This is a genomic window from Micromonospora thermarum (genome assembly GCF_012034245.1).
GTDB lineage: Bacteria > Actinomycetota > Actinomycetes > Mycobacteriales > Micromonosporaceae > Micromonospora > Micromonospora thermarum.
This window is the reverse complement of record NZ_JAATEO010000038.1, coordinates 36,047-49,214: the sequence shown is the minus strand read 5'-3', so window position 1 is coordinate 49,214 and position 13,168 is coordinate 36,047. Positions and strand designations below refer to the sequence as shown.

General features: G+C 74.6%; 11 protein-coding genes. 5 read left to right on the top strand and 6 right to left on the bottom strand.

Translation table 11 applies throughout. From position 1 onward, the window contains the following. The first annotated feature begins 237 nt into the window (after window positions 1-237). Complete coding sequence (locus HCJ94_RS25840) at window positions 238-1,155, top strand: sporulation protein (protein ID WP_309227431.1); 918 nt, start codon at window positions 238-240, stop codon at window positions 1,153-1,155. A 74-nt stretch (window positions 1,156-1,229) separates the two neighbouring features. On the opposite strand, the gene HCJ94_RS25835 is transcribed toward HCJ94_RS25840, so the two are convergent. Both HCJ94_RS25835 and HCJ94_RS29715 read right to left on the bottom strand, forming a co-directional pair. Next, window positions 1,230-1,607 (bottom strand): hypothetical protein, encoded by a 378-nt coding sequence (locus HCJ94_RS25835; protein WP_168003640.1) that lies wholly within the window; start codon window positions 1,605-1,607, stop codon window positions 1,230-1,232. Window positions 1,608-1,765: 158 nt separating this feature from the next. Continuing rightward, on the bottom strand, window positions 1,766-3,808 hold the full coding sequence (locus tag HCJ94_RS29715) for a glycerophosphodiester phosphodiesterase family protein (protein WP_205801924.1): 2,043 nt from the start codon (window positions 3,806-3,808) through the stop codon (window positions 1,766-1,768). Window positions 3,809-3,981: 173 nt separating this feature from the next. Here HCJ94_RS29715 and HCJ94_RS25820 point away from each other — a divergent pair, with 173 nt between their 5' ends. Beyond that, entirely contained in the window at window positions 3,982-4,389 is a 408-nt protein-coding gene (locus HCJ94_RS25820) for a hypothetical protein (protein WP_168003639.1), read from the top strand. A 145-nt stretch (window positions 4,390-4,534) separates the two neighbouring features. On the opposite strand, the gene HCJ94_RS25815 is transcribed toward HCJ94_RS25820, so the two are convergent. Together HCJ94_RS25815 and HCJ94_RS25810 are read right to left on the bottom strand one after the other, a co-directional pair. Beyond that, a complete protein-coding gene (locus tag HCJ94_RS25815; protein WP_507236339.1) occupies window positions 4,535-6,832 on the bottom strand; it encodes a HelD family protein in 2,298 nt (765 codons plus the stop codon). 174 nt (window positions 6,833-7,006) lie between these two features. Next, the gene (locus HCJ94_RS25810; protein ID WP_168003638.1) at window positions 7,007-8,089 is read right to left on the bottom strand and encodes a LolA family protein; all 1,083 of its coding nucleotides are present in this window, start codon (window positions 8,087-8,089) and stop codon (window positions 7,007-7,009) included. Between the two features lie 97 nt (window positions 8,090-8,186). On the opposite strand from HCJ94_RS25810, the gene HCJ94_RS25805 reads away from it, so the two are divergent. Both HCJ94_RS25805 and HCJ94_RS25800 read left to right on the top strand, forming a co-directional pair. Then, complete coding sequence (locus tag HCJ94_RS25805) at window positions 8,187-8,843, top strand: response regulator transcription factor (protein WP_168003637.1); 657 nt, start codon at window positions 8,187-8,189, stop codon at window positions 8,841-8,843. 104 nt (window positions 8,844-8,947) lie between these two features. After that, a complete protein-coding gene (locus tag HCJ94_RS25800; RefSeq protein ID WP_168003643.1) occupies window positions 8,948-10,288 on the top strand; it encodes a sensor histidine kinase in 1,341 nt (446 codons plus the stop codon). A 3-nt stretch (window positions 10,289-10,291) separates the two neighbouring features. Here HCJ94_RS25800 and HCJ94_RS25795 read toward each other — a convergent pair whose 3' ends face one another. Further along, window positions 10,292-12,055, bottom strand: coding sequence for a tetratricopeptide repeat protein (locus tag HCJ94_RS25795; protein WP_168003636.1), 1,764 nt, complete (start codon window positions 12,053-12,055; stop codon window positions 10,292-10,294). Between the two features lie 47 nt (window positions 12,056-12,102). Beyond that, a complete protein-coding gene (locus HCJ94_RS25790; RefSeq protein ID WP_168003635.1) occupies window positions 12,103-12,564 on the bottom strand; it encodes a MarR family winged helix-turn-helix transcriptional regulator in 462 nt (153 codons plus the stop codon). Window positions 12,565-12,613: 49 nt separating this feature from the next. Here HCJ94_RS25790 and HCJ94_RS25785 point away from each other — a divergent pair, with 49 nt between their 5' ends. Continuing rightward, complete coding sequence (locus HCJ94_RS25785) at window positions 12,614-13,141, top strand: VOC family protein (RefSeq protein ID WP_168003634.1); 528 nt, start codon at window positions 12,614-12,616, stop codon at window positions 13,139-13,141. Window positions 13,142-13,168 lie beyond the last annotated feature (27 nt).

The following is a 13,168-nucleotide window of genomic DNA, read 5'->3' as shown; positions in this document are numbered from 1 at the left end:
CGTTCGGGACACCCCGACTTCAGCGATGTCGAGTTGACCTTGCGGCGGTTCTGACCCGGCGTTGCGGCTGGTCCCGGGACTGCCGGCGGTGGGAGACTTTCAGCGACCTCACAGCGCCGCCCGATACCGTGCCTCCGTCAATCGTCCCGCTCCGGCGGAGCGTGGGCACCAGACCCAGCGGGAGTTCCGATGGTCTTCAAGAAGATGTTGAGCGCGTTCGGCGTCGGCGGCCCCAGCGTGGACACCGTCCTCGCGAACCCGAACACCCGGCCCGGCCTGACCCTTGAGGGGCAGGTCAACCTGCTCGGCGGGGACGCGCCGGCGGCCATCGAGCAGATCGTCGTCGGCCTGGTCACCCGGGTCGAGATGGAGGGTCACGACACCGAGTACGCGGGCATCATGGAGTTCCACCGGATGCCCGTCTCCGGGCCGCTCCAGCTCGCCGCGAAGCAGCAGCTGTCGATCCCGTTCCAGCTGCCGGTGCCGTGGGAGACCCCGATCACCGACGTGTACGGCCAGCGCCTGCACGGCATGACGATGGGTCTGCGCACCGAGCTGGCGATCGCCCGGGCCGTCGACAAGAGCGACCTGGACCAGGTGAACGTGCACCCGCTGCCGGTGCACGAGCGGATCCTCGAGGCGTTCCAGCGGCTCGGCTTCCGGTTCAAGCACGCCGACCTGGAGCGCGGCCGCATCCGGGGGACGCAGCAGACGCTGCCGTTCTACCAGGAGATCGAGTTCTTCGCCGCTCCGCAGTACGCGCAGACCATCAACGAGGTCGAGCTGACGTTCGTCACCAGCCCGCACGGGGTGGACGTGATCCTGGAGTGCGACAAGCGCGGCGGCTTCTTCAGCTCGGGGCACGACGTGTTCGGCCGCTACCAGGTCTCGCACGCCGACGCCGACCGCGTCGACTGGGCGCAGGTGGTCGACGGCTGGCTGCGGGAGACGACCTCCCGCTACGGCAGCCTGCGGGCGCAGGGCTTCGGCATGCCGCACCAGCACGGCCACGGGCACCACGGCCGCGGAATGGGCGTCGGCGGGGTGGTCGCCGGTGCCGCACTCGGCATGGCCGGCGGCATGATCGCCGGCGAGATGATCGAGGACGCGGTCGAGGGCGACTTCGGCGGGGACTTCGGCGGCTTCGAGGAGTAGGACCCGACACGTGTGGCGCCCTCCGGGACGGGATCCCGGAGGGCGCCACACGTGTCGCGCACGGGAGTGGCCGGTCAGTGCCGGGCCTTACGCTCCTCGGCGGTACGCCAGTTGCTGCCGGCCTTGGACAGACCACGGCTGACCAGGTAACCGATCGTCAGCAGCGTCACCATCAGCCAGGCGTTGTCGGCCCGGAAGATGTCCACGCCGGCGGAGTTCTTACCGGCCAACTGCGACGCGGCCAGCACACCGATCACGGCCGCGATGTAGACCCAGAACTCGGTGGTCCGCAGGGACGGCTTGGTCTCGGTACCCGGTGCCTGCACCGGCTCCCGGCGACCGTCCGGTATCGCCGCCATCGGGCGGGTGGGCGTCTCCTGCATGGCCGCGCGGTTCTGCACGTCCGTCGCGGGACGGTTCATCGGCCTGGTGGATGCAGCCTGCGTGCTCATCTGTCCTCCCTCAAGGATTGATGAGTACCTGCGATCCCTCGCCCCGCTACCGCGTGTCGGCCACGGCACGGTTCACGTTCCTGGCGGGGGCACCCCGCGTCTACCCGACCGGCCGGGGGCAGTAACACCACCCCCGGCCGAAAAAGTCGGGCTCGCGGTCAGCGCAGGCCGTTGCGGATCGCCACGCCGATCAGCAGGTCCGGGTCGTCGGTGATGATTCCGTCGACACCGAGGTCGATGACCCGCTGCATGACCCTCGCGTCGTTGACGGTGTACGGGATCACGCTCAGCCCGTACCGCCGCTGGAGGGTGCGGACGTCCGGTCCGTGGAAGTATGCCGGGTTCTCCCGCAGGTACCAGTCGGCGGACGCGACCGTGCCCTGCGCCGGGTCGTGGACCTGCCAGTTCGACGAGACCGTCCCGGCGCCGGCGGCCCGGACCAGCTTGCCGAGGTCCCGGTACCGCCACCAGTCGAGCCCCCCGGTCCACGGGCTCTTCACCGACGGGTCGCCGTAGACCGCCCGCAGCGAGCACTCGTCGGCGAGGCTCGCGCACTCCGCCGGTCCGTACTGCCAGACCAGGGCGACGGTGTCGATGCGGCGGTCCAGCTCGCGGGCGTACCGGATGGTCCGCCAGTCGAACGACTGGACGGTGACCCGGTCGGTGAACCGGGCCCGCTGGAGCGCCGTGACGAGCTTGCGGGTGAAGACGTCGTACGGCGCGGTGTCGTTCGCCACCGGGCTGATCTTCGTCTCGATGTTCATCCGGACGTCGTCCCGGCCGCTGGTGCGCACCAGGGCGAAGACCTCGTCCAGGGTGGGGATGCGCGCCCCCGGCACGGCGACCTGGTCGGGCGCGTCGGCCGGGGTCTTCGAGCCGCAGTCCAGCGTCTTGAGCTGCGCCAGGGTGAGGTCGTGCACCCGCTTGCCGACGTACGGGAACTCCGGGTCACCCGGCCAGGCCGGCGTGGTGTCCTCGCAGTGTGAGCCGTTGACGGTCCGGTCGTGCAGCACGACCAGGTGCCCGTCGGCGCTGACGCCGGTGTCGAGCTCCAGGGTGGAGATCGCCGGGTTCTCCAGCGCGTGCGCGAAGGCGGGCAGGGTGTTCTCCGGCCGGGTCGCCCGGCCGCCGCGGTGGGCCTGCACGTCGAACGGCGACGCGTACGCCTCGGGCAGGCGCATCCCGCGCTGCGCGAGCAGGCCGCGCAGCCGGTCCGGGTAGTCGGTGATGATGCCGTCCACCCCGTCGTCGAGGAGCTTGGCCATGGTGGGCACGTCGTTCACGGTCCACGGGACGACCGTGATCCCGTTGCGGTGGGCGTGCGCGACCAGCTGCTTCGTCACGTACGGGCGGTAGCCCGGGTCGGTGACGGTGCCGTTCTGCGGGAAGCCGTGCACCGGCGAGAACGCCGTCGCGCCGAAGCTGCGGATCGCGGCGATCGGGTCACCGCCGAAGTCGTCGATGTCCAGCCCGCCGAGCCACGGCGAGGCGCCCGGTTGCCCGGTCTGGAGGAAGTCGTAGTTGGTCAGCGCGACCAGCGGCAGCCGCGGCTCGACCTGGCGCATCCGCATCAGCGCGCCCCAGTCGAAGCTCTGGATCGTCACCTGCTTCAGCAGGCCGGCGGCGCGGATCTCGGCGGCCGTCACCTGCACGAACTGCTCGCGCGGGGCCGTCTCCGAGGGGGCGCCGGCCTCCACCTTCGTCTCGACGTTGAGCGTCACCCCGTCCGCCCGGTACCGCTTGACCAGGGCGAGCACCTCGCGCAGCAGCGGCATCCGGGCGCCCGGCACGGCGAGCTGGCCGGGTCGGTCGGCCAGCGTCTTCGAGCCGCAGTCCAGCGTGCGGACCTGCGCGAGGGTCAGTGTCTTGACGTACTTCCCGACGTACGGGAACTCGGGGTCGCCGGGGGTCACCGGCGCGGTGTCGACGCACTTGGCGCCGCTCACGCGGCGGTCGTGGGTGACGACCGCCTGACCGTCCTCGGTGATCTGCACGTCCAGTTCCAGGGTGTCCACACCCAACTGGAGCGCGTTGCCGAAGGACGCGAGGGTGCTCTCCACCCGCAACCCGAGGCCCCCGCGGTGGGCCTGCAGGTCGAACGTCCGGTCCGGTCGGGGTTTCGCCTCGGCGGGTGCCGCGAGCCCGGCTGTCACGGTCGCGGCCACCAGGGCGGCGACGGCGGTACGGCGTACGGTGCGCACGCTCTTTCTCCCTCCCGCGGGGGTGTCCCGCTGGTCCGCCGCTCAGCATCGGCAGCGCGCACGGCGGGCGGGCGAGCACGGGGCGACATCCGGGTGAACCGGCCGTGCGGGTTTGGCCGCCCGGGGGTCGGGCACGCAGTGGGACACCGACGATTTCTGCGAGGTGAGACAGCATGCGTGAGGACGACATGCGGAACGAGGCCGCCCGGCGGGCCGAGGAGCGGATCGCCGGTGGGGTGTACGGCGAGGGTGTCCTGGACGAGGTGACCGTGCCGCAGACCGACGTGCAGCGGGTCATCCAGGACGAGGACCCGGACGACCCGGCGCACGTCCGCGTCGATCCCCAGGTGTTGCGCGACGGCGGTCCGACCCGGGGCCAGGGTGCCATCACGACGACCGGCGGCACCGCCGGCCCGGCCAGCGTCCGCCGGGTGGCCCGCCAGCCGGAACGGCACCCGGGCAAGGTCGCCCCGACGACGACCGGCGACGCCGGAACAGGTGGCCTGAGCACCCCGACCTCCGGCTCCACGAGCGACCAGTCGGGCCCGGCAACCCACATCGCCAACGTCTCCCGCGACTGACCAACTACGCCGGCCCCGGCCGGAGCACTGTCGATCATGAAGTGAGCGGGTGGTTTGATCTCCGGATCACCCGCTAACTTCATGATCGCCGAGGCTCCGGCCGGGGCCGGGGCCGGGGCCGGGGCCGGGGCCGGGGGGTCAGGGGTCAGGGGGTTGGGCGGAGGATGGTCAGGCGTTGGGTGGCGCGGGTGAGCGCCACGTAGAGGTCGTTGCGGCCTCTCGGGGACTCGGCGGCGATGCCGTCCGGGTCGACCAGGAGGACCGAGTCGAACTCGAGGCCCTTGGCCTGGGCGACGGTGAGGACCACCGTGCGGCTCTCCAGGTCGGGGTCGGCGCCGAGGGCCGCCTCGGGCAGCGCCCCGGTCAGGGCGGCGCCCAGGTCGTCCATCCGGGCCGCCGGCACGATGATGCCGAGCCGGCCGTCGGTCAGGTCGGCCACCTCCCGCCGCGCCGCGTCGACCAGCTCGGCCGCGAGCCGCCCCGCCGGCACCGCCCGGTCGGTGGGCGGCACGCCGGTGGACCGTACCGAGCGCGGCGGGCGCAGCGCCGGGTCGATCTCGGCGAGCACGTCCGCCGCGGCCGCCATGATCTCGGCGGGGGTGCGGTAGCTGACGGTCAGCTCCTCCAGCCGCCAGCGCTGCGCCACGTACGGCTCCAGCGCCTCCGCCCAGGACGCGGTGCCGGCGAGCGCGCCGGTCTGCGCCACGTCCCCGACGATCGTCATCGACCGGCTCGGGCAGCGGCGCATCAGCAGCCGCCACGCCATCGGTGACAGCTCCTGCGCCTCGTCGACGATGACGTGGCCGAACGCCCAGCCCCGGTCGGCGGCGGCCCGCTGGGCGGTGGTCAGGTGCTCCGCCTCCTCCTGCCGCTCCAGCAGGCGGTCGGCGTCGATCAGGTCCGTCACCCCGAGGATCTCGCCGCCGTCGGCCTCGTCCTCGACGTCGATGGACCGGGAGCCCCGGGCGATCTCGAGGACGCCCTCGGCGTACTCCCGCTGGAACGCCCGGATGCGCTCCCGGCGCGCCTCGGCGGCGCGGTCGTCCTCGCCGAGCAGCTCCGCCGCCTCGTCCAGCAGCGGCACGTCCGCCGGCGTCCAGCCGCCCGGCTCCCGGTGCAGCAGGGCCCGCTCGGCGTCGGTGAGCATCGGCGCCGCGACGGCGATGCGGTCCGGGTCGGCGTACAGGTCGGCGAGGAGGCGCTGCGGGGTGAGCACCGGCCAGAGCTGGTCCAGTGTCGCCCGGACCTCCGGGTCCTCCCGCAGCTCGCGGCGGATCTCGGCCAGGTCGGCCTCGTCGAGCAGGTTCTCCCCGCCCAGCGGGTCGGCGCCGATGCGCTCGGCCACCTGCGCGGCGAGCGCGTGCACGATCTCGACGTCGAACAGCGCCCGGGCCAGGTTGTGCGGGCGGTCGGAGCGGCGGGCCCGGTCCCGCGCCGCCCGCACCGTGTCGGGGTCCAGCAGCAGGATCTCCCGCTGCGGCTGCTCGATCTCCAGCGGCTCGTCGGGCACCCACTGCCGGTCACGGACGGCGGCGGCCAGCACGTCGACCATCACCTCGCGGCCCTTCAGCGCCGCCGCCTCGGCCGACTCGACGCGCCGGGCGGAGACGCCGGGGAAGAGGTCGGCCTGGGTACGCAGCAGCACGCCGGTCTCGGCCAGGGCGGGCAGCACCTGGGAGATGTAGCGCAGGAAGGTCGCGTTGGGCCCGACCAGCAGCACGCCCCGGCTGGAGAGTTCCCGCCGGTGGGTGTAGAGCAGGTACGCCGCCCGGTGCAGCGCCACCGCGGTCTTGCCGGTGCCCGGGCCGCCCTGCACCACCAGCACGCCCGGCAGGTCGGCCCGGATGATCCGGTCCTGCTCGGCCTGGATGGTCTCCACGATGTCGCGCATCCGGCCGGTACGGCCGGCGGTGAGCGCCGCGAGCAGCGCCGCCTCACCGGTCAGCTCCTCGTGCGCCGTGGGGGAGGCGGTGGCGAGGTCGAGCACCTCGTCGTTGATCCCGACCACCTTGCGCTGCCGGGTGCGCAGGTGCCGCCGGCGACGGACGCCCTGGGGGTTGGCGGCGGTGGCGAGGTAGAAGGCGCGGGCCGCCGGCGCCCGCCAGTCGATCAGCAGCGGGTCGTAGTCGCCGGTGGTGTCGAAGATGCCGATCCGGCCGATGTAGTGCCGCCCGTCGCCGTCGGTGTCCAGACGGCCGAAACACAGGCCGTTCTCCACCGCGGAGAACTGCTCCACCTGGTCGGCGTACATGCGGACCGCGCTGTCGCGCTGGGAACGGGCCTGGAGGGTGCCGCCGGTGGTCCGCAGCTCCTCGCCCAGCCGCCGGGAGGCCTGCTCACGCAGCCCGTCGAGCCGGTGGTAGAGCATCGAGACGTACTCCTGCTCGTGGCCGATCTCGTCGCCCGCGGGCAGGTCACCGGAATTGCCGGATTGCCTTGACAAGCCGTCTCCCAATTGGTTAGTATCTCTCTCAGAACGGCCATTGAGCCGTTCTTTTTTATTGCCTCGAACTGAGAAAGATACCGCGCGACGAGCCGCCGCCCCAAGCTTTCCCGGCCATGTCACGGGACGAGGGGGCCCGCGCCACGCGCGAACCCCCTCGTCGGGTTGGCGTCGTCAGCCCCGGGCCACCTCGTAGAGCCGCTCCGGGGTGACCGCCCCGGCGATCAGGCGGCCGTCGTCGGTCAGCAGCGCGGTCACCAGGTCGCTGCGGAACAGCCGGCCGCTGCCCCAGTCGCCGCTGACCGCCGGGAACTGCTTGGCCAGCACGTCCAGGTCGGGACCATCCCCGGCGTCGGCGGGGCGCGACGCGCCGTCGACCTTGGCGACCACCACCGTGGTCCAGCCCTCCCCGACGGTACGGACGTCCGGCCGCTCGTCGCCGGCCGGCTTCTCCGGCCTGGCCGGGCGGGCCCGGTCGGTCCCCTCCTCGGTGACCTTTACGCCCGGCGGCGGGTTGAACCGGAACTGGTCGTCGTCCGGCCGCGCGTAGTCGATCTGGGTGAACGCCACCTCGAACGCCGGGCGGTCACCCCCGTCGGCGAACACCTCGAACCGCAGCGGCAGGTGCTCGGTCGCGTCGATGGCGATCCGTACCTGGTGCACCAGTGAGGCGGCGTCGCGTGGCGTGAGCACCAGCTCGTACGCGTCCCGCCCGGCCACCGTGGCGGCCCGCCCCACGCTCACCTCGGTGGTCGGGTCGACGGCGGCGAGGGCCGCGTCGGCGGCCTCCTGCGGGGTGTCGGGCAGCTCCGGCGGGGCGTCGGGGCCCTTCTCCTCGGGCAGCGTGCGGTGGGTGGCCGTGTTGCTCCGGCTGTTCCACGTCCAGAGGTCGCGTCCGTTACGGACGATGTCCCGCTCGCCGAGCGTGTCGACGAGCGCGACCCGCTGCTTGTCCGGCCCGGAGTGCCAGACCCGCAGGGTGTGGGTCCCGGTGAGCAGGTCGGCGGGGCCGTCCCCGGCGGCCAGCCCGGCGATCGGCGGCAGGCCCAGGTCGGCGCGCTGCACGACGGTGCCGGAGAAGCCGTCGTGGCGCGCGGTCTGCAGGTCGACGAGGAGCTGGGCGGCGGTCCGGGGCGGCAGGCTCGGCTCCGCCTGGGCGGCGAAGCGGCCGAGCGCGGCGCCCCCGCCGACGACGGTCACGACGGCGGTCACCGGGACCAGCCAGCGCAGTACGGGACGGCTTGTCAGGACGGACATGGGTGGCACCTCCTGCCGACCATCGTGCCCGCCCCACCCTGTGAGGGCGCTGAGGACACCCGATCGGGTACGGGCGCCGGGGTGGCACCCTTGACCCGTGCGGCTGCTGGTGGTGGAGGACGAGGCCCGGTTGGCGTCCGCCCTGCAACGCGGCCTCCAGGCGGAGGGTTTCGTCGTCGACGTGGCGGCGACCGGCCCGGCCGGCCTGGAGGCGGCCCGGCACGTCGAGTACGACGCGATGGTCCTCGACGTCATGCTGCCCGGCCTCTCCGGGTACGAGGTGGTCCGCCGCCTGCGGGCCGAGCGCCGGTGGCTGCCGGTGCTCATGCTGTCGGCCAAGGACGGCGAGTACGACCAGGCCGACGGGCTGGACTGCGGCGCCGACGACTACCTGACCAAACCCTTCTCGTACGTGGTGCTGCTGGCCCGGCTGCGCGCGCTGCTGCGGCGCGGCGCGCCCGAGCGGCCGACCGTCCTGGCGGTGGGCGACCTGCGGCTGGACCCGGCGCGCCGGCGGGTGACCCGGGACGGCGCCGAGGTGGCCCTGACCGCCCGGGAGTTCGCGCTCCTGGACTACCTGATGCGCCGCCCCGGGCAGGTCGTCTCCAAGACCGAACTGCTGGACCACGTGTGGGACGCCGGCGTGGACACCGCCCCGAACGCGGTGGAGGTCTACGTGGGCTACCTGCGCCGCAAGCTCGGCCGCGAGCGCCTGGAGACGGTCCGCGGCGCCGGTTACCGGCTCACCACATGACCCGCGGTACCGCCGACCCCCGGCAGCCGACGGCCGACCCGCTGACGCCTGCGCCCGGGCCGCGCCGGCGGCTGTTGGCGGCACTCGGCCTGCGCGGTCGGCTGATGGCGATCGGGGTGCTCGGGGTGTCGGTGGGCCTCGCGGTCGGTGGCCTGGTGCTGCTCGCGGTGCTCACCTGGGCCCTGCACCGCAACGTCGACACGGAGGCGCTGCGCACCGCCGACGCGGTCGCGCTGCTGGCCGCCGAGGACGCGCTGCCCGACCCGTTGCCGGTCGCCGGCGGCCAGGTACGGGTGCAGGTGGTCGACGCGCAGGGGCGGGTCCGGGCCGCCTCGATCGACGCCGACCGGCTGGTGCCGATGGTCCGGCCGGAGCGGGTCGACCGGGACGCCCGGCAGGGGATCACCGTGGCGGGGGAGCGGATGGGGCTCGTCGGGCCGGTCCGGGTGGTGGCCGTCCCCGCCGGCACCGACGGCGACCCGCTCACCGTCCTGGTCGCCCGGTCGCTGGTCGACGTGCGGCAGAGCACGCACGTCGTCCGGACCATCCTGCTGGTCAGCTTCCCGCTGCTGGTGGCGGTGCTCGCGGTCGTGGCCTGGCGGGTGGTCGGCGCCACCCTGCGGCCGGTGGAGGCGCTGCGCCGGGGCGCCGAGGAGATCACCGGGCGGAACGGGACCGGGCGGCTGCCCGTACCGGCCTCGCAGGACGAGATCCACCGGCTCGCGGTCACGCTCAACGACATGCTGGACCGGCTGCGCGCCGGCCGGGACCGGCAACGGGCGTTCGTCGCCGACGCCGCGCACGAGCTGCGCAGCCCGCTGGCCAACATCCGCACCGAGCTGGAGGTCGCGCAGCGCCTGGGGGAGCGGACCGACTGGCCCGCCGTGTCGGCGAACCTCCTCGCCGACACCGAGCGGCTCGGCCGGCTCGTGGACGACCTGCTCCTGCTCGCCCGGCTCGACGAGGCCCCGCCGGCGCGGGCCACCGGGCCGGTCGAGCTGGGCGCGCTGCTCGCCGAGGTGGCCGGCCGCCAGCCCGCGCGGCCGGTCGAGGTGGTGCCGCCGCCGGAGCCGCTGTGGACGGTCGGCGACCCGGACGAGCTGCGCCGGGTGCTGACCAACCTCGTGGACAACGCCGTCCGGCACGCGCGTACCCGGGTGGTGCTCGCCGCCGCGCCGGACGGTTCGGCGTACCACCGGGTGACGGTGACCGACGACGGGCCCGGCATCCCGGCGGCGGACCGGGAGCGGGTCTTCGGCCGGTTCACCCGGCTCGACCCGGCGCGGGACCGGGACGCGGGCGGCGCCGGCCTGGGCCTGGCCATCGTGCGCGAGCTGGTGCGGCGGGCCGGCGGGCAGGTCGACCTCGGCGACGCGGATCCGCCGCCGGGGCTGCGGGTACGGCTGCTGCTGCCGGCGCTGACCGAGGACCCCGATCCGACCTGACGCTCAGCTCCGGTCGGTGCAGACCTCCTTCGACCGGGCGATCGTGTCGGTCGACCAGACCACCGCCACGGTGAAGCAGTAGTCGGTGCTGCGGCTGAGGCCGTAGACGACGAAGTCGGTGGTGCCGGCGGGCAGGTTCGCGAAGGCCGTCTGCGGCTGCCCGGCCCGGCCGCCCGAGATGACGACCGGTCCCTCGCCGCCGGCCGGGTACGTCCAGCGCAGCGCGACGTTGTCGCGGTTGTCGCGCAGCGTCACCGCGTCCGGGGGGGTGCCCGGCGTGGCGGCGGCCGGGGGTGTCGCGCTCGACGTCGCCGGGGCCGGTGTGTCCGTCGCGGGTCCCGCCGTGCCGGTGGCGACCGGCGGCGCACCGTCGAACCGGGCCACCCCGGCGATGACCGCGGCCGTCCCGAGCAGCACCACCGCCACGCCACCCACCACGAGCGGCAGCAGCCGGTTGGCCGACGGCGCGGGGGCGTGGTGCACCGGCACGGGCAGCAGCCGGGACGGCTGGTACGCCGGATCGTCGGGCGTCGCGTCGTGCCGGACGCGGTGGACCCCGGCGGCCTCGTCGCCGCCGGCGAGGGGCAGGACGGACGGGGGTACGGCGGCCCGATCCTCGGTTGGCGGCCGCCAGGGATCGTCGGTGTGCTCCCCGGCCGGTGGCCCGGGCCGCCAGGGGGCGTCGGCGCCGGCCTCGGGCGGCCAGCCGTCCCCGAGGTCCTGCTCGGGCGGCCACCGGTCGTCGGCGTCGGGATCCGGGGGCCGGTGGTCGGCGCCGCCGTGCTCGGGCCGTCGCCAGGCCTCGTCGGCGGGCGGGTCCGGTGCCGCCGGCCGGGCCGTGCCGTCGAGCGGCTGGCGGGGCGTCGGCACCGTGGGCGGCGGCGCGTACCCGGTCGCGGGGTGCTCGTCCGGGTCGGGCCCCTCCGGGTCGGGCTCGGTCGGGGCGTACGGGGTGGCGGGCCGGTAGCCGGGCTGCGACGGGTGGTCGGGGACGTGGTGCGCCTCGTCGCCGGGCGGGGGCGTCCGGGCGGACGGCACGATCGGGGTGTCCCGGCCGACCGGTGCCGTGTCGGCGCAGGTGTGGTCCGGGTTGGCGGCCGCCCGGGCGAGCGCGGCCACCTGCGCGGCGAGCGGGTCGTCCGGGGCCAGGTGCTGCCGGCACAGCTCCTCGGCCAGCGCGAGGTGGTCGTGCGCCTCGGCGAACAGCCCGCAGTCGCGGTGCATCGCGCCGAGCCGGGCGAGCATCTTGATGCCGCTGGGGTGCCCGTCGCCGTACACCTCGCGGTGCAGTTCCCACGCGTCGGCGAGCCGGTCGCGGGCGACCTGGCACTGGCCGCGCGCGTACTCCACCGTGGCCAGGTCGGCGTGTGCGGCGAGGACGCGCAGCGACTCGGGACCGTCCAGGGCGGTCAGCTCGATGATGACCTCCTGGTAGAGCCGGGCCGCGCGGGACCAGCTGCCGACCCGGTGCAGCACCGCGGCGAGGGTGGCGGCGGCGGCCACCGTCCGCTCGTCGGAGCGGCCGTGCAGCCGGGTGGTCGCCGCGTACGCGTACGCGGCCCAGCCCCGGGCGGCGTGCGGGTCACCGAGGGCCACCAGCACCCGCGCCTGGAGGCCCGCCGCCTCGGCCAGCTCGGGGGTGGCGGTGGCGGGGCGGGGATCGGCGTCGGTCAGCGCGTCGGCGAGCAGCCGCTGGGCGCCGGCGAGATCGCCGGTCGATACCAGGTGGTGCGCGTGGTCAGTCAGGTCACCGAAGCCGGAGGGCACGCCCCATCGTGCTCATCCGGCGACGGTATGTACAAGACCCGCGCCGGTCAGGTTTCCCGGAGATGGTCCACCAGGGTCTCGCTGATCCGCCGCAGCTGGTCGACCTGCGCCGGAGTGAGCGCGTCGAACAGGTGCCGGCGTACGCCCTCGACGTGGCCGGGCGCGGCGGCCGCCAGGGTCGCGAAGCCCTCGTCGGTGAGGAGCGCGAGCTGCCCCCGCCGGTCCGTCGGGCACTCCTCGCGGCGGACCCAGCCGGCGGCCTCCAGCCGGGCGATCGCGTGGGAGAGCCGGCTGCGCGACGACCCGGTGGCGTCGGCGAGGTCGCTCATCCGCAGCCGGCGCTCCGGCGCCTCGGAGAGCCGCACCAGGATCTCGTAGTACGCGTGCGGCATCCCGGCGTCGCGTTGCAGCTCGCGGTCGAGCGTGTCCATCAGCCCCCGGGTGGCGGTGAGGAACGCCCGCCAGGTGCGCTGCTCGTCCTCGTCCAGCCAGCGGGTCATGACCACCATCGTACGCCATCTAGTTGAACGCTCAACTAAATCGCGCTACCGTCGGGGCATGGGAATCCACCGCCTCAACCACGCCGTCCTCTACGTCAGTGACCTGGAGCGCAGCGTCGGCTTCTACACCGACGTGCTGGGCTTCCGCCGGGTGCCGATGACCCCGGACGGCTTCCGGGGCGCCGCGTTCCTCCAGGCGCCCGACTCCGCCAACGACCACGACCTCGGCCTGTTCGAGATCGGCGCGGGCGCCGGCCGCTCCGCCGCCGGCCGGAGCACCGTCGGCCTGTACCACCTCGCGTGGGAGGTCGACACCCTCGACGACCTGGCCGCCACCGCGCAGCGGCTCGCCGCCGTCGGGGCGCTGGTCGGCACCTCCGACCACGGCACCACGAAGAGCCTCTACGGGCAGGACCCGGACGGGCTGGAGTTCGAGGTTGTCTGGCTGGTGCCCGCCGACCGCCTCGACGACGCCGCCCTGGCCGCCCGCACGCGCATCGGCCGCCTCGACCTCGACGCCGAGCGCCGCCGCTACGGCGGCCAGACCCGCGGCGGCATCGGCATCAGCGTCCCCGCGGCGAGCTGAGCCCCGCCGATCACGGAGTCGTGGTGC